The sequence below is a fragment of the Paenarthrobacter sp. 10L412 genome (genome assembly GCF_056395565.1).
This window is the reverse complement of record NZ_JBFTJT010000014.1, coordinates 1-22,037: the sequence shown is the minus strand read 5'-3', so window position 1 is coordinate 22,037 and position 22,037 is coordinate 1. Positions and strand designations below refer to the sequence as shown.

Annotated in this window: 20 protein-coding genes; 7 read left to right on the top strand and 13 right to left on the bottom strand. The window is 62.8% G+C overall.

The annotated features are described in order from the left end of the window. The first annotated feature begins 108 nt into the window (after positions 1–108). Positions 109–1,731 (top strand): APC family permease, encoded by a 1,623-nt coding sequence (locus AC1DD7_RS18810; RefSeq protein ID WP_477516135.1) that lies wholly within the window; start codon positions 109–111, stop codon positions 1,729–1,731. 67 nt (positions 1,732–1,798) lie between these two features. Here the strand turns inward: AC1DD7_RS18810 and AC1DD7_RS18805 are convergent, their stop codons facing one another. After that, entirely contained in the window at positions 1,799–3,019 is a 1,221-nt protein-coding gene (locus AC1DD7_RS18805) for an acyl-CoA dehydrogenase family protein (RefSeq protein WP_477516134.1), read from the bottom strand. Positions 3,020–3,154: 135 nt separating this feature from the next. On the opposite strand from AC1DD7_RS18805, the gene AC1DD7_RS18800 reads away from it, so the two are divergent. From AC1DD7_RS18800 to AC1DD7_RS18785, 4 genes are all read left to right on the top strand, one after another. After that, positions 3,155–4,873 carry an AMP-binding protein gene (locus tag AC1DD7_RS18800; RefSeq protein ID WP_477516133.1) on the top strand — a complete coding sequence of 573 codons (1,719 nt, stop codon included), beginning with the start codon at positions 3,155–3,157 and terminating at the stop codon, positions 4,871–4,873. Between the two features lie 24 nt (positions 4,874–4,897). Next, positions 4,898–5,407, top strand: coding sequence for a MarR family winged helix-turn-helix transcriptional regulator (locus AC1DD7_RS18795; protein WP_223947755.1), 510 nt, complete (start codon positions 4,898–4,900; stop codon positions 5,405–5,407). Between the two features lie 150 nt (positions 5,408–5,557). Then, positions 5,558–6,418, top strand: a complete 861-nt coding sequence (locus AC1DD7_RS18790) for a hypothetical protein (protein WP_477516132.1) — start codon at positions 5,558–5,560, stop codon at positions 6,416–6,418. A 340-nt stretch (positions 6,419–6,758) separates the two neighbouring features. Continuing rightward, complete coding sequence (locus AC1DD7_RS18785) at positions 6,759–7,454, top strand: TenA family protein (RefSeq protein ID WP_477516131.1); 696 nt, start codon at positions 6,759–6,761, stop codon at positions 7,452–7,454. A 196-nt stretch (positions 7,455–7,650) separates the two neighbouring features. Here the strand turns inward: AC1DD7_RS18785 and AC1DD7_RS18780 are convergent, their stop codons facing one another. The 7 genes from AC1DD7_RS18780 to AC1DD7_RS18750 form a co-directional block, all read right to left on the bottom strand. Continuing rightward, the gene (locus tag AC1DD7_RS18780; protein WP_477516130.1) at positions 7,651–7,947 is read right to left on the bottom strand and encodes a DUF4190 domain-containing protein; all 297 of its coding nucleotides are present in this window, start codon (positions 7,945–7,947) and stop codon (positions 7,651–7,653) included. Positions 7,948–8,083: 136 nt separating this feature from the next. Continuing rightward, the gene (locus AC1DD7_RS18775) at positions 8,084–8,863 is read right to left on the bottom strand and encodes an enoyl-CoA hydratase (protein WP_442018242.1); all 780 of its coding nucleotides are present in this window, start codon (positions 8,861–8,863) and stop codon (positions 8,084–8,086) included. A 45-nt stretch (positions 8,864–8,908) separates the two neighbouring features. Further along, positions 8,909–9,832 (bottom strand): 3-hydroxyisobutyrate dehydrogenase, encoded by a 924-nt coding sequence (gene mmsB / locus AC1DD7_RS18770; RefSeq protein WP_477516129.1) that lies wholly within the window; start codon positions 9,830–9,832, stop codon positions 8,909–8,911. Then, entirely contained in the window at positions 9,829–10,902 is a 1,074-nt protein-coding gene (locus tag AC1DD7_RS18765; protein WP_477516128.1) for an enoyl-CoA hydratase/isomerase family protein, read from the bottom strand. The genes mmsB and AC1DD7_RS18765 overlap by 4 nt, the downstream gene beginning before the upstream one ends. Then, positions 10,902–12,401 (bottom strand): CoA-acylating methylmalonate-semialdehyde dehydrogenase, encoded by a 1,500-nt coding sequence (locus AC1DD7_RS18760; RefSeq protein WP_477516127.1) that lies wholly within the window; start codon positions 12,399–12,401, stop codon positions 10,902–10,904. The genes AC1DD7_RS18765 and AC1DD7_RS18760 overlap by 1 nt, the downstream gene beginning before the upstream one ends. 169 nt (positions 12,402–12,570) lie before the next feature. Beyond that, positions 12,571–13,941: a cryptochrome/photolyase family protein gene (locus AC1DD7_RS18755; RefSeq protein ID WP_477516126.1), complete on the bottom strand. Its 1,371-nt coding sequence runs from the start codon at positions 13,939–13,941 to the stop codon at positions 12,571–12,573. A gap of 95 nt (positions 13,942–14,036) precedes the next feature. Beyond that, positions 14,037–14,378: a hypothetical protein gene (locus AC1DD7_RS18750; protein ID WP_477516125.1), complete on the bottom strand. Its 342-nt coding sequence runs from the start codon at positions 14,376–14,378 to the stop codon at positions 14,037–14,039. A 287-nt stretch (positions 14,379–14,665) separates the two neighbouring features. On the opposite strand from AC1DD7_RS18750, the gene AC1DD7_RS18745 reads away from it, so the two are divergent. Next, the gene (locus AC1DD7_RS18745; protein ID WP_477516124.1) at positions 14,666–16,825 is read left to right on the top strand and encodes an amylo-alpha-1,6-glucosidase; all 2,160 of its coding nucleotides are present in this window, start codon (positions 14,666–14,668) and stop codon (positions 16,823–16,825) included. A 106-nt stretch (positions 16,826–16,931) separates the two neighbouring features. On the opposite strand, the gene hxlA is transcribed toward AC1DD7_RS18745, so the two are convergent. Beyond that, positions 16,932–17,555 (bottom strand): 3-hexulose-6-phosphate synthase, encoded by a 624-nt coding sequence (hxlA, locus tag AC1DD7_RS18740; protein WP_477516123.1) that lies wholly within the window; start codon positions 17,553–17,555, stop codon positions 16,932–16,934. An 83-nt stretch (positions 17,556–17,638) separates the two neighbouring features. Next, positions 17,639–18,229, bottom strand: a complete 591-nt coding sequence (gene hxlB, locus AC1DD7_RS18735) for a 6-phospho-3-hexuloisomerase (protein WP_477516122.1) — start codon at positions 18,227–18,229, stop codon at positions 17,639–17,641. Between the two features lie 158 nt (positions 18,230–18,387). Here hxlB and AC1DD7_RS18730 point away from each other — a divergent pair, with 158 nt between their 5' ends. Next, positions 18,388–19,680, top strand: a complete 1,293-nt coding sequence (locus tag AC1DD7_RS18730) for a helix-turn-helix transcriptional regulator (RefSeq protein WP_477516121.1) — start codon at positions 18,388–18,390, stop codon at positions 19,678–19,680. Positions 19,681–19,688: 8 nt separating this feature from the next. On the opposite strand, the gene AC1DD7_RS18725 is transcribed toward AC1DD7_RS18730, so the two are convergent. From AC1DD7_RS18725 to AC1DD7_RS18715, 3 genes are all read right to left on the bottom strand, one after another. Next, complete coding sequence (locus AC1DD7_RS18725; protein ID WP_477516120.1) at positions 19,689–20,312, bottom strand: MBL fold metallo-hydrolase; 624 nt, start codon at positions 20,310–20,312, stop codon at positions 19,689–19,691. Continuing rightward, positions 20,312–21,415 carry an S-(hydroxymethyl)mycothiol dehydrogenase gene (locus AC1DD7_RS18720; RefSeq protein ID WP_477516119.1) on the bottom strand — a complete coding sequence of 368 codons (1,104 nt, stop codon included), beginning with the start codon at positions 21,413–21,415 and terminating at the stop codon, positions 20,312–20,314. The genes AC1DD7_RS18725 and AC1DD7_RS18720 overlap by 1 nt, the downstream gene beginning before the upstream one ends. A gap of 52 nt (positions 21,416–21,467) precedes the next feature. Beyond that, positions 21,468–22,037: beta/alpha barrel domain-containing protein (locus AC1DD7_RS18715; RefSeq protein ID WP_477516118.1), on the bottom strand; the 570-nt coding region annotated here is incomplete at its 5' end.

The window sequence follows — 22,037 nt, the reverse complement described above, 5'->3', positions numbered from 1 at the left end:
GGAAACAGCCGTCAGGCACACAGTGGTGCCCGGCCCTTTGATTTCGACTGCGACCAATGGCGGCCGCAGGTCATCACCATTCGGTGCACGTCTGAGTTAGGAGTTCGAATGTCAGAACCCAGCAAATTAGGACCACGCAAGAGCGATGCAAGCGGCATGGACGAGTTTGGCTACGCCCAAACCCTTGACCGCAGCATCGGCAAGTTCGCCAGCTTCGCCGCCGGCGTCAGTTACATCTCCATCCTCACCGGCGTTTTTCAACTCTTTTACTTCGGCTTTTCCACGGCCGGGCCCGCCTACGCGTGGTCATGGCCCATCGTCTTCGTCGGCCAGCTGATGGTGGCCCTGTGCTTTGCGGAACTGGCCGGCCGCTACCCGGTGGCGGGATCGGTCTACAACTGGGCCAAACGGCTCTCAAGCGGAACGTGGGCCTGGCTGGCAGGCTGGTTGCTCCTCATTTCCTCGATCATGGCTCTGGGTTCCGTTGCCTTGGCCCTTCAAATCACGTTGCCGCAGATCTGGAGTGGCTTCCAACTGGTGGGCGATGGAGCAGGCCCTTACGACTTCGCCGTCAACGGCGTCATCCTTGCCAGCATCATGATCGGCATTTCCACGCTCATCAACGCTTTCGGCGTGAAACTCATGACCATGATCAACAGCGTGGGCGTGTTCGTGGAACTGGTTGCGGCCGTCCTGCTGATCGCGGCGCTGATATGGCATTCCGTCCGCGGACCGGAAGTCCTCCTGGATACTGCCGGATTTGGCGAAGGACATCCTCTGGGCTTCTTCGGGGTGTTCATGATTGCCGCCATGGCCTCCGGCTACGTCATGTACGGATTCGACACAGCAAGCTCCCTGGGCGAAGAAACCAAGGACCCCAAGCGCACGGCCCCCAAGGCCATTCTGCGTGCCGTTACGGCGTCCTTCCTTTTGGGAGGACTCCTCCTCCTGGGCGGCATCCTGGCCGCACCCGATCTTTCCGATCCCAAGCTCGGAGCTGCCGATGGCGGACTCCAGTACATCGTGCTTTCCGTGCTGGGCGGCCCCTTCGGCAAGGCATTCCTGGTTTGCATCGTCGTGGCCGTAGTGGTCTGCACCCTGGCCGTACACGCAGCAGCTATCCGGATGATGTTCGCCATGGCCAGGGACAACAACCTTCCCTTCAGCCGCCAGCTCAGCAAAGTGCACCCTACCCGCAAAACCCCGACAGTCGCTGCCATCGTTATCGGCGTAGTGGCAGTGATTCCGCTGATCGTCAACATCTCCCAGCCGGCCATCTTCACCATTCTCTCCAGCATCAGCATCGTCCTGATTTACCTCTCCTACCTGCTGGTCACGGTGCCGATGCTGCGGCGCCGCTTCCTGAAGAAGTGGCCCCTGAAGGACGACGGGTCAGAACCAGGATTCAGTCTCGGCAAATGGGGACTGCCCGTGAACATCCTGGCAGTGCTTTGGGGCGGCGCGATGACGCTGAACCTGATTTGGCCACGGCCGGAGATTTACAACTCTGTGCCGCCCTTCGAGTGGTATCTGCAATGGGGCGGCGTCATGTTCGTTGCTGCGGTGATTATCGGCGGAACACTTCTCTACCGCCTCCGTATCAGGCACCGGACGGGAGTCCTGGCCGAGCACGCAGCCGCGGCCCCCTCCCCCGAACCAGCCTCCCCGGAGCCGGCATCGACGGAGCCTGCCTCCCCGGAGCCCGTCCAGGTCCTAACCCAAAGTTCATAGCAGTTTCCAACAAGAGGGCATCTCTTCGCCAGCGTTCCACCGGCGAAGAGATGCCCTCTTTGTCGTCTTAGACGAACGCCGACTTTCCCGTTACCGCCCTGGCCACGATCATGGAGTTGATCTCGTAGCTGCCTTCGTAGGTGTACAGGATCTCGGCGTCGCCGAAGAGCTTGCCCATCTCGTAATCCGTGGTGATGCCGTTTCCGCCCATCAGCGATCGGCCCATAGCCACGGACGAGCGCGCCAAGCGCGTTGTGGTTGCTTTGCACATCGCGGCCTGCACCATTTCCAGCTTCCCGGCCTGCTGGATGCGTGCCAGTTCCACCATCAAGGACAGCGAGGCATTGGCATTGCCCAGGATGTCCGCAAGTTGCTGCTGGATGAGCTGGAACCTGGCCAATTCCTTGCCGAACTGCTTGCGTTCCAGCGCGTAGGAGCGGGCGATATCGAAGGCCGCAAGCTGGATGCCTGCAGCTTGCCAACCAACCCAGGCCCGCGAATCCCGCAACAGGTCATTGGCCCGCGAGAACGCCGTGGCACCGGGCAGCATGTTTTCCACAGGAATCCGGACGTCGTCCAGCGTGATGTCCGCATTCTGCATGATGCGGAGGCCGATCTTGTTGGTGATCTTGGTGGCCGAGTAACCTGCCCGGTCCGTCTCCACAATGAAGCCCTTGATCTGGTGATCAGACACATCACGGGCCCACACCAGGGCGAAGTCGGCAATCGTGCCGGCCCCAATCCAGCGCTTGGCGCCGTTGATGACCCATTCGCCGCCGTCGCGTCGCGCCGTCGTCGAGAGTCCTCCGGCGATGTCCGAGCCATGGTCCGGTTCCGTGAGCGCGAAGGCGCCCAACTGGGTGAAGGCCTCCAGCCCGGGCAGCCACTTCCGTTTTTGTTCGGGAGAGCCCAGCTCATGGATCATGCCGACAATGAGCTCGTTGTGGATGCCCACGAGTGCGGAAAGCGACACGTCTGCCCGGGCGATCTCCGTGTACATGAGGCCCTTGAACAGCTTGGAGGAGCCGTCGGTCTGCAGCCCGCCGAGCCCATATTTGGCCATCTCGGCCAAGAGCCCGAACGGGAACTCTTCGCGGTTCCAGTATTCGATGCTGGCAGCGCGGATCCGCGTTTGGAGGAACTCCCGTACCTCCGCGTACCGCGCCCGCTCCCCCGCAGGAAGCAGGTCAACTACATGCATTAGGTCCGCCTCCGGATAAGGAGGGAGGACTTTCTGTTTCGGTTCGCCGCTGGTAACGGTGCCGGCAGCTGCTTTTTCGTCGAGCATTTGACCCCTTCGTCATGTCCAACGCAGGCTCTTCCAAACCCTTGGATGTCCTAGTATATTGCAAGGTGATGTGGACCACTAGGCGGGATGCTCGGCGATGGCGCCGAGACAGTAATCCCCAGCGAAAGGCGGACTATGACAGTCACAGAAGACTTCCGTGCGGCCCGTGACCGGCTGCTGGAACTGCGCGAGGACTACAAGCAGGCGCACGCGGAATTCGAATGGCCACGTTTTGACGAGTTCAACTTCGCCCTGGACTGGTTCGACCAGATCGCTGCGGATCCGGAACGGGGAAACAAGCCGGCACTGGTCATCGTTGAGCAGGACGGCAGTTCCACCCGGCGCACGTTTGCGGACCTTTCGCAGCGGTCCTCCCAACTCGCCAACTGGCTGCGCAGCGAGGGCGTCAAGCGCGGGGACCACATGATCATCATGCTCGGCAACCAAGTGGAGCTCTGGGAGCTCATGCTTGCCGGCATCAAGCTGGGCATTGTCATGATCCCCACCACCACCCTCATGGGTGCCCGCGATCTGCAGGACCGGGTAGAACGGGGCGGTGCCAATTGGGTGGCCGTGGGTAGCGCCAACATCGGCAAGTTCACCGGCGTCGAGGGCGATTACACGCTGATCGAGATCGGCGGGGAACACGCCAACGCGGAGGCCAGGCAGTACGCAGATTCCTTCTCCGCTCCGCAGGAGTTCACGCCCGACGCCCCCACCAAAGCCGACGAGACGATGCTGCTGTACTTCACGTCCGGCACCACGTCGCGCGCCAAGCTCGTGGAGCACACCCACACCTCCTACCCCGTGGGCCACCTTTCCACGATGTACTGGATCGGCCTTGAACCCGGCGACGTGCACCTCAACGTCGCCTCCCCCGGTTGGGCCAAGCACGCCTGGTCCAACGTCTTCACACCCTGGATCGCCGAGGCCTGCGTCTTCATCTACAACTACGAACGCTTCAATGCGGCCGCCCTCATGGACCAAATGGGCCGCGAAGGAGTCACGAGTTTCTGTGCACCGCCCACCGTCTGGCGCATGCTCATCCAGGCGGACCTCGCGCAACTGACCTCGCCGCCACACAAGGTAGTGTCCGCCGGCGAACCGCTGAACGCCGAGGTCATCGGCCAGGTGGAGGAAGCGTGGGGCGTCACTATCCGCGACGGTTTCGGCCAGACCGAATCCACCGTCCAGATCGCTAACACGCCGGGACAGCCGGTGAAGATCGGTTCCATGGGCCGGCCGCTGCCCGGGTACGACGTCGTCCTGGTCGATCCACTCACCGGCAAGGAAGCCGACGACGGCGAACTGTGCCTGCGCTTGGACCCTCGCCCCGTGGGGCTCATGAAGAGCTACTTCGGCGACGAAGCGAAAACAGCAGAAGCCTTCCGCGACGGTTACTACCACACCGGCGACATGGCCAGCAGGGACGCCGACGGCGTCATCACGTATGTGGGCCGGGACGACGACGTCTTCAAATCCTCCGACTACCGTTTGTCGCCCTTCGAACTCGAAAGCGTACTGATCGAACACCCCGCAGTGGCGGAGGCCGCCGTCGTGCCTTCTCCGGACCCCGTGAAGCTGTCAGTGCCGAAAGCGTTCGTGGTGCTCGCCGCCGGCTACGAACCCGGACCCGCCGTCGCCGAGGACATCTTGCGATACTGCCGCGAGCACTTGGCGCCCTTCAAGCGCATCCGGCGACTCGAATTCGGCGAACTGCCCAAGACCATTTCAGGCAAGATCAGGCGTGTGGAACTTCGCGGCACAGAAGTGGCACGGCACGGTAGTGGACCGCTGCCGGCAGGTCTCGGCCTGGAGTACACCGAAGAAGAGTTCCCGAATCTGAAAGACTAGCCACCCGAGCAAAGAAGGAGGCCCATGGGCACCCCACTCCCCCGCGACCCCATCGCCGACGCCCAACGCAACTGGGAAAGGCATGGTTGGGGCGATGTTGCCGCGCCCATGGCTGCCATCACCGCGATCATGCGCACCCAGCAGATCCTGCTTGCGCGCATCGAGACGGTCCTCAAACCGTTCGGACTGACGTTCGCACGCTACGAACTCCTCGCGCTGCTGAGTTTCGCCCGCAGCGGCGCACTCCCCATGAACAAGGCGAGTGCGCTCCTGCAGGTGCACCCTACCTCGGTAACCAACGCCGTCGACCGTCTGGAAAAGGCCGGCCTGGTGGCACGTTCCCCGCACCCAACCGACGGACGGACCACCCTGATCGAACTCACCGCCGAAGGCCGCACCCTGGCGAAGAAGGCGACGGCGGCTCTTAACTCCGAGGTCTTCGGCAACTCGGGCTTCGGAGCCGACGACGTCGATCACCTCATCCGCGTCCTGGGCACCTTCCGCAGGGATGCCGGAGATTTCACGGAGGAGTGACTCACGGCGCTTGCGAGCGTATCCTAAAGTTCCATTGCCGCAGTTGGGGGTGGAGCCATGGCCAAGGACCCGGGACAACGCCTAAGAGGACAACGCCGCAGCGTACTTCTGCGCCCTTTCCTCTTGGCCGCGCTGGGGTCAACTTCGTGGATGATATGGCTGGCCGGACCTTCCTCAGCAGCGACGGACATTCTTCCGCTTCCTGGCGGTACAACGGCGCTCACGCAGAGTTCGGAGACGTCCCTCACGCCTGTGGCTGACACCGTGGACTCAGTGGTTTCCACTCTGGACCCGCTGCCGGAGGTTCCGGCGGTTCCCGCAGTTCCAACTGTTCCCGCCGTGCCAACTGTTCCCTCAGTTCCCGCTCTTCCGTCTGTGACTGTCCCGGAGGCTCCCCTCGACGTCGTGGTGCCCGAGGTACAGGGGCTACTTCCAGTGGAGGATGTCCCGGGCCTCCTGCCCGAAGTACCTGACATTCTTCCAGTGCCCGCGCTGCCTGGCTTGCCCGATGTGCCGGGGTTGCCCGGCCCCCTACCGGACCCGCTTCCTCCGCTGCCAGGCCCCCTACCGGACCCGCTGCCGAATCAGTCGCCAACCCCGCTCGACGTCGCTCCGCCTGCGGTGCCGACCCTCCGGGAAGCCACTACCTCCCCGGCAGGCGCTCCCACGCTGCCGCTCGCCGTCGTACTCCAGTCCACGCAAGCCGGAGCTCCTCTGCTCGGAGGCATCAGCCTCCCCCTGCCGTTGTCCATGCATGATCCAGTGGGCATTCCGCCCGCCGTGATGCCCGGTCCAGTGAATCCCGTTCCGGACCCGCCGCTTCATCCAGCCTTGACGCCAAGTGCTGCGGGCTCATCAGGAGCCCGCGGCTCAAGCGCTTCCGCCCCCGGGGCGTCGGACATTCCGGAGGTCCTCTCACCATTGCCGCCGCCTCGAGCTGGACCTGTCGTGGACCCCCAGCGAAGCGCAGCACCACAACCTTCGTACGATCCAGGGTCCCGACCTGACTAATGCGGTGGCTCCTGCTTTGGCAGGCACCACCACCTGCGACAACCGACGCAGGCATATCCATTAGTCAGGAGGCACTCATGCTTCGCAAGATCCAGGTCCCCGTCCGCACCCACGCAAAGGCATCCGCCAGCCGGGACATCGGCTTTTGGCCCGACTTCGTCGGCAACTGGCCGGACCCGATGCGCGCGGAAAGGAGCGGGAGACTCTGCTGAACGGGCCACATAGCCCAAGGAACAGCGACGCCGGCCGGGTAGTCAGTCTGACTGCCCGGCCGGCGTCGTACTGTCCGAAGTCGCCACCGGCTGCTAGGGTGCGTTGCTGACACTTCAGGAGGAAACACGTGGGCTTTGCCGAAGAACTCAAGCACGAGTGCATCAATGATTGGGACGCAGCCGTCAATCATCCGTTCGTGGATCAGTTGCTCAGCGGGAGCCTTTCCGATGACGACCTGCGGCGCTACCTTGTGCAGGATTACCAGTTCTGCGACGCCTTCACAGCGCTCCTCGGACAAGCAGTGGCTTCAGCTCCGTCGCTGCCTTCCCGGCTGGTGTTCGCGCGGGTACTGGGCGCATTCGCCTCGGACGAGAACTCGTACTTCCAGGATTGTTTCAACGAACTGGACGTTCCGGAGGCTGACAGGAGCGCACCCGCACTTGGAATCGTGACCCGCGACTTCGACGCCCTCATGCGCAGCGCCTTGGCTACCCGCTCCTACCCGGACGTCCTGGCCGTCCTCCTTGTTGCCGAATGGCTGTACGGGGACTGGGCCGCGCGAGCCGGGGATCCTGCCTCATGGCCGGCCGCACCGAAACATTCGGAGTGGATCCGCCTGCACAACAATCCCGAGTACAACGCCTGGGTGACCTGGCTATGCGACGAGTTCAACGCCGTCGAACCTGTATCCCCGGAAGACCGCAGCCGTGTCGCAAAGACGTTCGCCGTAGCCGTCCGGTTGGAACGGGCGTTCTTCGATGCGGCCCTGGTCCCGTCAGACGTCGTCCCGTCAGACGTCGCTCCGTCAGACGTCCTGGCTTAGGGGTAGATCCGCAGTAAGGGGCGCCTCCTCAGCCTGCTCCGGGCATGGCTCAGGAAACTCCCCGAGTTGTGTCCAGTGCCACTCATCCAAACAGTCATCGTTATCGCAGAACCGAGCCGTCATCATGTCCCCACCTCGTTGCCTGGCTATCCCTTCTTTAAGAGGGGGCAACTACCGGGTAGTGACGGAGAAAGCGTTAGTGAATAGCGGAAGTGAACGCGAAGATGAGGGCTGAGGCCAAGGACAGCAGGCCGATGCCATAGCCAACAACAAGTGCACCAATCGCGAAGGGCCGTCCGCGTTCTCCACGTTGCTGGATCTGGTTGAGGGCCACGTGACCTGCGCCCACAACGAAAATTGCGATGACGGCCATCCCCGCGAAGAACAGACCAACGAGGGCCAGCACTGCCATCGCTGCTGCGACGATGGCCTGGCGGTTGATCGGTTGGACGGATGCTTCCGTTTGGCCGGTTTGAACGATCTCCGTTGACATGTTCTCTCCCCATTTGTCGGTGCCAACGAGTCTATCCTCGTGCATCCCAAAACTACGTTGCGGGGCCTGCTTTGCGCGCTACGCGTCGCGTCATGGGCGCAAAGCGGGCCTCACAACGAAGGATGGGGCCAATCAACTACCGGTGCTTGAACTCGGGCTGCCGCTTCTCGCTGAACGCGGCCATGCCTTCCTTCTGGTCCTCAGTGGCGAACAGTGAGTGGAACACCCGCCGTTCGAAGAGCACTCCCTGTGCCAGGCCCATTTCAAACGCGGCATTGACGGCTTCCTTGGCCACCATGGCTGCGGGCTTGGACTTGGAAGCGATGACTTCGGCGGCTTTCACGGCCTCGTCAATGACTTCAGCTGCGGGGACAATCCTGGAGACAAGGCCTGAGCGTTCAGCTTCCTCGGCGTCCATGAATCGGCCCGTGAGGACCATGTCCATCGCCTTGGCCTTACCCACGGCACGGGTGAGCCGCTGGGAGCCGCCCATTCCGGGGATGACACCCAAGTTGATCTCCGGTTGGCCGAACTTGGCGTTGTCCCCGGCAATGATGAAGTCCGCCATCATCGCCAATTCGCAGCCCCCGCCCAAGGCAAAGCCGGAGACCGCGGCAATGACGGGGATGCGGAGTCGCGTGAGGTCCTCCCAACGGCGGAACCAATCGGCCGCATACATTTCCATGTAGCTCTTGGAGGACATCTCCTTGATGTCGGCCCCCGCCGCGAACGCCTTGGCGGATCCCGTGATGACCACGGCGCCGATATCAGGATCGGTGTCCATTGCGGTGACTGCATCCACAAGTTCGTTCATGAGTGCCGTGTTCAGCGCGTTCAGCGCCTGCGGCCGGTTCAAGGTCACCAACCCAACGCGGCCCCGGCGTTCCACCAGGATGTTCCCGTACTGCTCCGTCATGCTCTCCCTCTCCGCCAAAATCGTCATAAGTTCAGTTCCAACCTCTCACGCAGACTTGTCGCGTATGTCCGTGATGATGCCTGAGAAGTCACGTCCGGCACCCTCGCCAGCGGCGTAGGCATCGTAGATCCGGGATGCCAACGGCCCCATTTCTCCTGCAACTCCAGTGCTTTCCAACGCATTTACGGCCAGCCTCAAGTCCTTGGCCATCAGTGCCCCCGCAAAACCGGGCTGGTAGTCGCGGTTGGCCGGGCTGGTGGGGACGGGACCGGGAACAGGACAGTTGGTGGTGAGGGCCCAACACTGACCGGAAGCGTTGGAAGCGACATCAAACAGTGCCTGGTGCGTGAGTCCAAGTTTCTCGCCGAGCACGAAGGCCTCTGCGACAGCAATCATGGACACACCCAGGATCATGTTGTTGCAGACCTTGGCTGCTTGCCCTGCACCGTGATCGCCACAGTGCACGATCCTCTTGCCCATGAGTTCCAGGATGGGCTGGACGGTCTCAAAATCTTCCGGCAAGGCGCCCACCATAAAAGTCAGGGTGCCGGCCTCGGCACCCACAACGCCCCCGGAAACCGGCGCATCCACGGAACGGTGGCCCGCTTCCAAGGCAATGACAGCGGCCTCCCGGGCCTCGTCAACATTGATCGTGGAGCAATCCAGGAACAAGGTATCCGGCGCGGCAACTGACAACAGTCCGGGCCCGTCAACACCGCGGTACGCGTCCAGCACGTGCTTGCCGCTGGGCAACATGGTCAACACCACGGCGGCACCATCCACGGCTTCCTGTGCGGTGGACGCCATGGGAATCCCGTGGGCCTTGGCTGCCTCGACGGCCGCCGGCACAGGGTCATAGCCGATCACCTCGTGCCCGGCTTTGATCAGATTGGCGGCCATGGGCCCGCCCATATGGCCGAGTCCGAGGAAAGCGATGAGTCCCGTTGCCGATGCTGCGTTCTCTGTCATATCGTCTCCTTCAACTGGTTAACTGCGAGCCCCAACTCCCGCTCACCGAGCGGCGCAAAGTAGGCCTCGACGTCGGACTCGCGCACCTCGGACAACGTGGGCGGTTTCCACTGAGGGTTCCGGTCCTTGTCCACTACCTGTGCCCGGATCCCCTCCCGAAAATCGGGCCCGGCCAGGCAGCGCAATCCCACCCGGTACTCCTGGTCCAGTGCTTCCTCCAGCGACATTCCCCGCACGCGTCGCAGGGATGCCAAAGTGACCTTCACAGATGTGGGCGACTTCGTCTCAATGGTGTCGGCCGCGGAAGCTGCCTCCGGCGACGAATCCCCCAGCGAGCGCAAACTCCGTACGATCTCCTCCGGGTCGTCCTGCGCGTAGGCGGCATTGATCCACTCCTGCTGGGCGGCCAGGGGCGAGTCCGGCGCGGCTTGGGCAAAGCGCCCGACGGCGTCCTCCGCCGTCGAGCTTTCCAGCGCCTCCGCCAAAGCAGGGAGGCTTTCGGACGGCACGAAGTGGTCCGCGAGCCCAAGGAACAAGGCGTCCGCCCCGGTGAGGTGGGCGCCGGTCAGGGCCGCGTGGGTTCCTGTCTCCCCGGGCGAGCGGGACAGCAAAAGGGTGCCGCCGACGTCGGGCACGAACCCAATGGTGGTCTCAGGCATGCCTGTGCGCGTCCGCTCAGTGACGATGCGCACCGAGCCGTGCGCCGAAACCCCGACGCCGCCGCCCAGCACCAACCCGTCCATGAAGGCGACATAGGGCTTGGGGTAACGGGCAATGAGCGAGTTCAGCCGGTACTCGTCGGCCCAGAACTCCGCCGTTTCCGTTCCGCCCTGCAACATGTCCTTATAGATGGCCACAATGTCTCCGCCGGCGCACAGCCCACGGTCGCCAGCGCCGTGCACCAGGACGGTTGCCACGGCGTCGTCATCAGCCCAGGCAGCCAACTGCTGGAGCATGGCTTTCACCATTCCCGCGCTGAGGGCGTTGACTGCCTGGGGCCGGTTGAGCGTCACGATGCCAAGGTGGCCGCGGCGCTGGAAAAGAACTTCTTCTGTGTCCAAAGCCCCCATCAGCTGCCTGCCGGCATGATGAAGCTGGCGCCCTGGCGAATGCCGGAGGGCCACCGCGACGTCACGGTTTTGGTCTTGGTGTAGAAGCGGAAGGCGTCGGCGCCGTGCTGGTTCAGGTCGCCGAAGCCGGAGGCCTTCCAGCCGCCGAACGTGTAATAAGCGATCGGCACTGGGATGGGCACGTTGATGCCCACCATGCCTACCTCTACTCGGCTGGCGAAGTCGCGGGCGGAGTCGCCGTCGCGGGTGAAAATTGCGACGCCGTTGCCAAACTCGTGCTCGCTGCAGAGCCTGAGCGCCTCGTCATAGTCAGCCGCGCGCAGCACGCTGAGAACCGGGCCGAAGATCTCTTCCTTGTAGATCTTCATGTCCTTGGTGACATTGTCGAAGAGCGTGGGGCCAACCCAGAAGCCGCCGTCATAGCCTTCAACGGTGAGCCCGCGACCATCGGTGACCAGGGTTGCACCTTCGTCCACGCCGGACTGGATGTAACCTTCGATCCGTTCCTTCGCCGAGGCAGCAACCACTGGCCCAAAGTCAGCGTCCTTGTCCAGGCTGTGGCCCACCTTCAGGTCCTTCACACGTTCGGTCAGCTTGGCCACCAACGCGTCCGCGGTTTCCTGGCCGACGGGAACTGCAACCGAGATCGCCATGCACCGTTCGCCGGCGGAGCCGTAGCCGGCACCAATCAGGGCGTCGGCAGCCATGTCCAGATCGGCGTCGGGCATGATCACCATGTGGTTCTTCGCCCCGCCGAAGCACTGGGCACGCTTCCCGTGTGCCGCCGCCGTGGCGTAGATGTATTGGGCGATCGGTGTGGATCCAACGAAGCCAATGGCTTTGACGCGCGGATCCTCAAGCAAGGCGTCGACGGCTTCTTTGTCACCGTTGATCACGTTGAAGACGCCATTGGGAACACCGGCTTCGCTGTACAACTCGGCGAGCCGCAGCGGAACGGAGGGATCCCGTTCCGAGGGCTTAAGGATGAAGGCATTGCCGGCTGCGAGCGCGGGGCCCGACTTCCAGAGGGGGATCATGGCTGGGAAGTTGAACGGCGTAATACCGGCAACCACGCCCAGCGGTTGGCGCAGTGAGTGCACGTCAATGCCCTGCCCCGCGTTGTCCGAGAACTCACCCTTGAGCAGGTGTGGCGCCCCTGCGGAGAATTCGACTACCTCGATGCCGCGCTGGATGTCTCCCTTGGCATCGGCAAGCGTTTTGCCGTGCTCGGAGGACAGGAGCTGGGCGAGCTCGTCCATGTTCTCGTTGACCAGATCCACGAACTTCAGCAGGATGCGTCCCCGGCGCTGCGGGTTCATGGCCGCCCATTCGAGCTGGCCCTTCTCGGCATTTGCGATCGCGTTGCGGACCTCGTCCGCGTTGGCCAGCGGAAGCCGCGCCTGCACTTCGCCCGTGCAGGGATCGTAGACATCGCTGAACCGACCGGACGTGCCGTCGATCCTCTGGCCGTCTACGTAGTGTGAAAGCTCGCGCACCATGGTGGAATGCTCCTTTGCATCGTTGAATGACTGCCGTGCGGCTGGCTCCAGTAATCGGCCGGAACGCCTCAGCGACTGTGGTCCAAGTCATCTCTGAACCGAATATACTCGGACTTCCTACTAATTTCCAGAGGACGTTTTTCCTGCCCTGTTCATCAGCGGGCAGTAGCTAGTGCACCTCTTTGAGTCCCTTGTAGGCCTCCAGGGCATCCTGCCGGGTGGTCTTGAGATCCACGATTTCCTCCGGATAATCCGGCGTGCCGAACTCCTGGATCCAGCGGGCTATGTACTTGCCCTGGGGATCGAATTTGAGGCGTTGGGCTTGGGGATTGAAGATCCTGAAGAACGGCGAAGCGTCCGCCCCTGAGCCCGCCACCCACTGCCAGTTGGCAGGGTTGGACGCCGGGTCAGCGTCCACAAGGGTGTCCCAGAACCACTGCTCGCCGAGTTGCCAATGGATGCCGAGGTTTTTCACCAGGAAGCTCGCCGCGACCATCCTCACCCGGTTGTGCATCCACCCTGTTTGCCAGAGTTGCCGCTGCCCGGCGTCCACCATGGGGAAACCGGTGCGGCCCCGCTGCCAGGCGCGGAGCTCCCCGGCTGCAGACTCGTGACCGTCTCTATCGGGCCAAGCCCACGGGAAGCGGTCAAACTCCTTGCGCAGGTTCGCTGTGGCGAGTTCCGGGTTGTGGAAGTACTGGTGCCAACAGAATTCGCGCCAGCCGAGCTCGGAAGCGAAAATACTTGTGCTTTCCGATCTGTTGGAAGCCAGCGCATGCCATACCTCAAAGGGGCTGAGCTCACCCCACCGCAGATAAGGCGAGAGGCAACTGCTGCCATCGATATCCGGGCGATTTCGGCCTTCGCTGTAATTGGTGAGTCCATCCGCCACGAATTGCTTGAGCCGTTGGTGTCCGGCAGCCGATCCGGGCGTCCACGCCTCCCGCAACCCTGCGGACCAGTCCGGGGTGGTGGGCAGCAGGTGCCATGACTCCAGCGAATCGTACGCAGGGAGTTCGCCAGCGTAGCTTCGCCCTTCGTCCGGCACAGCCAACGGGTCCCGGAAGTCCTGCGCTGAGACGGTCCGCCAGAAAGGGGTGAAAACCTTGTACTGCCCGCCCGTCTTGGTGGTGACTTCCCACGGCTCATGAAGCAGGGACGCCTGAAAACTCTCCACATGCATGCCGGCCTCACGAGCCCACGTCTTGATCCCGGCGTCGACCGTCCGCTCCGCAGGGCCGTAACGGCGGTTCCAGAACAGCGCGCCGGCGCCGATCGTCGTCGTGATCTCCTGAACCATCGGGGCGGCCGGTCCCCAACGCAGCAGCAGCGGTATTCCGAGCGCCGCGAGATCGTCCCGCAGTGCCGCCAGCGAGTAGTGCAGCCACCACCGCGCGGCACCGCCGTGGGGGCGGATACCGGGCGATTCTTCGTCCAGGACGTAGAGGGCCACCGCCGCGCCATCATCGACGGCGGCACGCAAGGCAGGGTTGTCCCTGACCCTCAGGTCGTCGCGGAACCAGACGATGGACGGCTTCAAATTACTACTCTCTTTCGAGTCTGTGTATACAGCTGATGCCCCGAGGAAGGCATCCTAAGGGCATCAGCTGTACAACAATTCCGGAACTCAGGGGGTTACCTCAAGGAAGGAACCGAGTCCTCATCTATTTGGGTCAACGCAGGGACCGTGGTGTCGGTTTCCGTCCAGACGGGGACACTGTTCAACACGTAGTCCCTGGCTGCGGGGCCCACCATGTTCAGGCCGGGGTAGAGACGCTGGCCATGATCTTTCCTGGCGCGCAATCCTTCAAGTTCAAGGGCGGTCCTAAAAGCGGAATCAGGAATGGGCACTTTGCGTCCGAGGACGCACCAACTGATGTAGAGGCCGTAGAGGGTGTCAAAATCCAGACCCTCCTCGGTGTCGTCATCAAACACCACACAGTCACTCAGAAAACTACTGATTTGGGTGTCGGTCATTGCGGGGCCTCCGGTGGCGGAAGAAAAAACGGGCCGCCGGGCTGCATCAGCGAATGTCCTGTTCACCCACTATAGTCCTCCTGAGGTTCGCCTGTACCGGAAAGTAGGTTAACTCTGCATTGCATTCGCTGCGGCGACAGCGTCAATCGAACCTTTGCGCCTCTGGTGCCCACCGCCGCATCGGCGTAGCTTCGGATACGTCCACACATACGGGCTGCCTCGGCATCCAGGCGAGCCGTGCAACGGTTTGTGTGGGGCATCGTTCCGCCCTGATTGGAGGCACAGACGTGGCTGGATGGAACGCCGATACTGCCGCCGGGCCCCTTGGTTCCGGTACGGTCACGCTGGTGGAAGGCTCATCATTCTGCATTTCTGCTGCCAACGGAGACATCCGCCCGGAGCTACCCCAGGGTGTCTTCCATCTGGACACCCGGATCCTGTCCAAATGGGAATTGACGGTCAACGGACAACCACTTGAGCCACTGGCGGCGGAGACCAAGGAACCTTACCGTGCGCTCTTTGCCTGCCGGGTGCCGCGTTCCGATGGATATGCGGACAGTCCGCTGCTGGTGGAGCGCCTGCGCGAGGTAGGAGCCGGAATCCTGGAGAAGATTACGGTCCGGAACTACTCCACCAACGCGGCGGATTGCCGAATCCTGCTGACGGTCGAGTCTGACTTCGCGGACCTTTTTGAGGTAAAGGAGGCCAGGATTACCCGTCATTGGACTGAAACCCGGCTTCCTGAGGGCAATTCCCTGGAAATTCGCGGCAAGTGGGAGGGTTTCCGAAAAAGCGTCGTGATCCAGGCCGAAGGTGCGGGTGCGGGAGCAAAGGCTTTGGGCTTCACCGCTAAAATTCCGCCTTTTGGGAGCTGGAGTACCCGCGTGAGCGTGGTGCCCACCGTTGATGGAGCCGGGACGCCGGTGCCGTTCGCCCATCCAAGCCAGGGTGAGCTCTCCCCCAGCGATAGGCGCAGGCAGGAGTGGGTGGCCAGGATCCCTGCATTGCAGATCAGCAACCACTCCATCGAAAGCACGCTCCGCCGCAGCTATGAGGACCTGGGCGCCCTCCGGATCCAGGACCCGGAACATCCGGACAGGGTAGTGGTTGCTGCCGGCGCGCCGTGGTTCATGACGTTGTTTGGCCGTGACTCGCTGTGGGCTTCGGAAATGGCCCTGCCGGTGGACCCGTCACTGGCCCTGGGCACGCTGCGAACGTTGGCCGATCGCCAGGGAACAGTGGTGGATCCGATCAGCGAGGAAGAACCGGGCAAGATCCTGCATGAGGTGAGGCTCGACGTCTCCAGCGGCCTCGCTCTCGGCAGAAAGTCCGCGTACTACGGCAGCGTTGATGCAACCCCACTCTTCGTGGTTGTCCTGGGATCGGTCAGCCGCTGGGGATTCTCCAAGGACACTATCTCCGCCCTCCTGCCCAACGCTGACCGCGCCCTTGAGTGGATCCGCGATTACGGCGACCGGGACGGCGATGGTTTTGTGGAGTACGCGCGGCCCAACGAGCACGGGCTCATCAACCAAGGATGGAAGGATTCCTGGGACGGCATCAACTTTGCCGATGGCACCCTTGCTGAACCTCCCTTGGCGCTGTGCGAAGTCCAGGCGTACGTGCACGGCGCCTATACGTCGCGGGCGTGGATGGCGTACGACGCCGGCGACCTCACCTTGGCTGCAGAGCTTCAGGAACGCGCGGATCGCCTCAAGCAGAAGTTCAACGAAGAGTTTTGGCTTCCGGACAAGGGCTATTATGCCGTCGCGTTGGACCGCGACAAGCGGCCTGTGGACGCATGCGCCTCAAACATGGGCCACTCCATGTGGTTTGGCTTGATGGATGAGGACAAGGCCCCCTCTGTCGTGGAGCACCTGATGTCCCCGGAAATGTTCAGTGGATGGGGAATCCGGACGTTGGCCAGCAACATGGGCGCCTACAACCCGGCCAGCTACCACAACGGCTCAGTCTGGCCGCACGACAATGCGTTGATCGTCCAAGGGCTGCTGCGGTACGGATTTGTGGAAGAAGCACAACGGATTGCCACAGCCTTGCTGGAAGCCGCCCAGTATTCAGGTGGCCGGCTCCCGGAACTCTTCTGCGGCTTCGACCGGAAACAGTTCAGCGAACCCGTTCCTTACCCAACCGCCTGCTCACCCCAGGCATGGGCTGCCACAACGCCCATTCAACTGGTCATGGGCCTCATGCGCTACGACGCCCACATTTCGTTGGGCGGCGTCTGGCTGGACCCCGTTTTGCCGCCGTCCTTCGGAGACCTCCACATCGGCAACGCCCCCATGGGAAGTGGCCGCATCACCATCGACATTGTCGGCTCGAAGCCCACGGTCCAAGGCCTCCCGGAGGGGTTGACGTTCCGCCATGCGCAGCGGCCTTGGCTCACGGAGCTGCTGGAACAGGCGCACCTTCGGAGCCCGGAAACCTGACGTCCGAAAAAGTGAGGCACACAAAGCGAGGCGCCCGGAAAGTACCTTTGAAAGGGTACTTTCCGGGCGGCTGCATCAAGCGGGTTGCGTGAGGTGGTAACAGGCCTTACTGGATGGCGGCTTTGAGTTCCTTGGCAGCCAGTTCCGGGTCAAGGGCACTGTAGATGGCGCTGCCGGCCACGGCTACGTCGGCACCGGCCAGCTGCACTGCCTGGATGGTGGAGAGGTTGACGCCGCCTGCAACCGAGAACGGTACACGGGCTTCTTCACCGGCGTTAAGGAGTCCGCGAAGGTCGAAGCCAGGCTGGGCTTGCTCGTCCAGGCCAGCGTGGAACTCGATGAACTTGGCGCCCAGAGCGCGGGCTTCCTTTGCACGGGTGACCTTGTCAGCAACGCCGATCAGGTCAACCACGATGCCCTTGTTGCGGGTCTGGGCTGCCTTGACGGCACCTGCAATGGTGGAGTCATCTGCCGTTCCGAGCACTGAGACGAGGTCGGCACCGGCCTTGAAGGCGATGTCGGCTTCGAGTTCTCCAGCATCCATGGTCTTCATGTCGGCGAAGACGATCTTGGTGGGGTGTGCTTCCTTGATCGCCGTTACTGCGGAGAGGCCCTCTGCCTTGATCAGCGGCGTGCCCAGCTCGATGATGTCAACGTGCTCGGCTACTTTGCCGGCCAGTTCCAGGGCTGCCTCGATGGTGAGGAGGTCCAGTGCGACTTGAAGTTTCATAGTGTTCTTACTTTCTTGTGGGTTGTGTTGGTGAGTTGGAGTCGGCCCCAGCCAGCTAGCTCAACTGAGCAGCTAACTCAGGCCTATTCAAGGTTGGCGTGACGCAGCCAGAGCTGTTCAGCGGGTTCGTCGGCGGCGTCCCAGAGGGTCTGGAAAACCGACTCCGTGGCGAGGAACAGCGCCTGCTCAAAGAGGCTGCCGGAGTACTGGCGCGAAATGTTTGAACCGTGGTCCGTCTTTTGGGCCGCCGGGATAATCACCAACGCGTCTGCCAGCCCCGCCAAGGGTGAGGAGGCATTGGTGGTGATCGCAGCAACCTGTGCGCCTGCTTCAAGTGCGGTTTGGGCAGCTTTGACCACACCGGACGTCGTACCTGAACCGGACGCGACCACCAGGAGGTCTCCGGAACTGATGGCTGGCGTGGTGGTGTCACCGGCGACGTGGACGGTCAGGCCCAGGTGCATCAGCCTCATGGCCGCCATCCTGAGGACCAGGCCGCTGCGTCCGGCTCCTGCAAGGAACACACGGCCGGCCCCCTTGATCCTGTCGGCAAGACGGGCCAACTGAGCGTAGTCAATGCCGGAAGTAGTGTCAGCGACTTCGCCGAGGATCAGGGATACATTGCCGGCTACGTCCGCGCTCGTGGCAGTTGCTGTTTCTGCGGTGACGTTCACATTCACTCCTTCGTGGATAGGTGGTCAAGCCTTTCGGGCCTATAGACAAGTCTTCCGGGCAGTTCGGGTAGGCGGAACGCCGAAAACGAGCAGTTCATACCACCCTTTTGGGTAGTTAACGTTGGCGCGCTGGCTCACGTTACGGCTAGGCTGCATCCATGACCCAGCTGACCGATAGCAAACGCCGCCCGGATACCGGGACCCTTCCGTGGCAGCTTCTGGACGCAGTCGCAGATATCGCGCAGGCACCCCTGATGCGTATTGCAGAGAGCCTGCGTACTGCCCTTGCACCCTTCATCAAGTCCAGCGCCCTGGTGATCTTTACCGAGGACTGCACGGGCCGGCCGCAAAAGAAGGCGGGCGAGGAAAGCATTGTCAGCAGGGTTTCCATCCCGGAACTGGACCGTGTACGGGCCGCGATTCCGGATGAGGGCCCATGGCGAGGCACGGCTGTTGTAGCGGGAAAAGAGCGGGCGGTACTGGCCTTGGGCTATACACCGAGCAACGCCCTCCTGGTCCTGACGGATCCTGCAGAAGGCCAGGCAGAAGATGCGGAGCGTGTCCTCTCCTACCTTTGGCGGCTCACAGCGGCCCGTATCCAGGAGAAGGTCTCCGACGCGCCGCCGTCGTACCTTCTGGAGTCCCGCGCCGCATCAGCGGAGCGGATCCGCGTAACTGCCGAGCTGGTGGATCAGCACTCCACCACCTTGGAAACTGTGCTCGCGGCCTTGAGATCCAACTCCATGGACGACCACGCAGCCAGGACGGCCGTGACCGACATGACCGTCAAGGCGCTCATCAGCCTGCGAACCCTCAACGACCGCACCAGCGATCTTGTGGAGGAACCGGTCAGCACGGCGTTCGAAAGGCTTCGCGAGGACCTCCGGCCGCTGATGCACTTCAGCAACATCGATATCCAGTTCATTGAACCGCCTGCGAACGGCAGGGCTCTGCCGGGCGAAGTAGCCCACGCCGCCCGCGCCGTGGTTCGAGGCCTGGTCCTGGCCATCGCCGAGCAACCCGACGTGCATCGTGTCCGGGCACAGTGGGACTGCGATGGCGAGAACCTGCTCATCAATGTCCGTGACGATGGCAGGGGCGAGCTATCCCCCGAGGCTCCCAACATCGAACGCTTGCGCCAACGCGTGCAAGCCGTTAACGGCAGGATGAGCCTGGACGTCATGCAGGGCTGGGGAGCCGACATCTCGGTTGTGCTGCCGCTGGATCCGCCGTCAGCGCCGGCGGGGGATGTCGCGGCATGGGGCCTTGCGGCAAGGGAGCTGGAAGTCCTTCAATTACTGGCGGCAGGCCAACGTAACCGGGCCATCGCAGCTGAACTCAACGTCAGCGAAAATACTGTGAAATTTCATATCCGGAACCTCTTCCGGAAGCTCGACGTCCGGTCCCGCACTGAGGCCATCGCTTTGGCGCACAGTGCGGGACTCCGGTAGTCGGCTGCTTAGTCCTGCTTTAGAAGGGCCAGCGTCTCGCGCTCGGCTCCGATGGTGGTGTTGTCCCCATGCCCGGTGCGCACCACAGTGTGGGCGGGCAGGGTCAGGAGCCGTTCCCTGATGGATGCCAGGATGGTGGGGTAATCGCTGTAGGACCGCCCGGTTGCTCCCGGACCACCGTTGAACAAGGTGTCTCCGGTGAAGACCGTGTCCTGCTCTTCAAGCAGGAAGCAGGTGGAACCGGGTGAGTGGCCCGGCGTGTGGATGGCCCGCAATTCAGCTCCCGCAACGGTGAAAACATCGCCGTCGCTGAGGTACTTGTCCGGCGTGGTGTCCGGATAGACCTGTTCCCACAACACCAGGTCCTCGGGATGCAGGTAGATAGGCGCTTCAACGGCGTCAGCAACCTCCCGCACGGCCCCAATGTGATCGTTGTGGGCGTGGGTCAGCAGGATGGCCAGGACTTTGCGGCCCTGCACCTGCTCGATGATGGCCTGGGCATCGTGCGGGGCATCGATGATGACGCATTCCTGGTCATCCCCAACAATCCAGACGTTGTTGTCCACGTCCCACGTGCCGCCGTCGAGCGAAAACGTTCCGGAGGTGACCCGGTTCTGTACGGTGACGGCCATCAGAGCGCCACCGCCGGCTCGATTTCCACTACGGAGCGAAGGACTTTGCCCTCCTGCATCCGGGCGAAGGCTTCCTCCACCTGGTCGATCGTGATGCGTTCTGTCACGAAGGCGTCCAGGTTCAGGTTGCCTTGCTTGTAGTGCTCCACCAGCATCGGGAAGTCGCGGGAAGGCAGGCAGTCGCCGTACCAGGAGGACTTCAAGGAACCGCCGCGGCCGAAGACATCCAGCAGCGGCAACTCGAGGGTGGCGGTGGGCGAAGGAACACCAACCAGGACAACGCGGCCTGCGAGGTCGCGGGCATAGAAAGCCTGCTTGTAAGTTTCGGGACGTCCGACGGCGTCAATCACCAGGTCTGCGCCGTTGCCTCCCGTCAGGGCCCGGATGGCTTCTACCGGATCCTCAAGGCTGGAGTTCACTCCGTGGGTGGCTCCCAGGGACTTGGCCATGTCCACCTTGTTGGCATCGATGTCCACGGCAATGATGGTGGTGGCGCCGGCCAGCTTGGCGCCGGCGATCGCGGCAATACCGACGCCGCCGCACCCGATGACGGCGACGGATTCGCCACGCTTGACCTCACCGGTATTGATGGCCGCGCCGATGCCGGCCATCACGCCGCATCCCAGCAGACCTACTGCGGCGGGATCCACCGAATCATCCACCTTGGTGCATTGGCCCGCGGCAACGAGGGTCTTCTCGGCGAAGGCGCCGATTCCCAGTGCCGGCGAAAGCTCAGTGCCGTCCTCCAGCGTCATTTTCTGGGTGGCGTTGTGGGTGTTGAAGCAATACTGCGGCTGGCCCTTGGCGCAGGCACGACATTGACCGCACACCGCCCTCCAGTTCAGGATGACCCTGTCGCCTGGGGCGACTTCCGTGACATCCGGGCCCACCGCGCTGACCACGCCGGTGGCCTCGTGGCCAAGAAGGAACGGGAAATCGTCCGAGATGCCACCCTGCTGGTAGTGCAGATCGGTGTGGCACACACCGCAGGTGAGGAGATCCACCAACGCCTCACCCGGCCCTGGATCCGGTACAAGGATGGTCTCCAAGGTAACCGGAGCGTTCTTTTCCTTGGCGATGACAGCTTTTACTTTGTGAACCACGATCGGTTCCTTTCTCAGGTCGCAAAACGGAACGGTGGGCGTCCTACGAAACTTACCAGCCGCGCTCTGAGAGGCGGTGGGGCTGGGGGATTTCGTCGACGTTGATGCCGACCATGGCTTCGCCCAGGCCGCGGGAGACCTTGGCGATGACGTCGGGATCATCGTAGTAGGCGGTCGCCTTCACGACGGCGGCAGCGCGCTCTGCGGGGTTGCCGGACTTGAAGATGCCCGAGCCAACAAAGACGCCGTCGGCACCGAGCTGCATCATCATCGCAGCATCAGCCGGGGTCGCGATGCCGCCGGCGGTGAACAGCACCACCGGGAGCTTGCCCGTCGCGGCGACTTCCTTGACCAGCTCGTACGGGGCCTGCAGTTCCTTGGCCGCGACATACAGCTCGTCCTCGGGGAGGGCTGCGAGCTTGGCGATCTCGGAACGGATCTTGCGCATGTGGCCGGTGGCGTTGGAAACGTCACCGGTGCCGGCTTCGCCCTTGGAACGGATCATCGCCGCGCCTTCGTTGATGCGGCGCAGGGCCTCACCGAGGTTGGTGGCGCCACAGACGAAGGGAACGGTGAAGTTCCACTTGTCGATGTGGTTCACGTAGTCGGCCGGGGTCAGGAC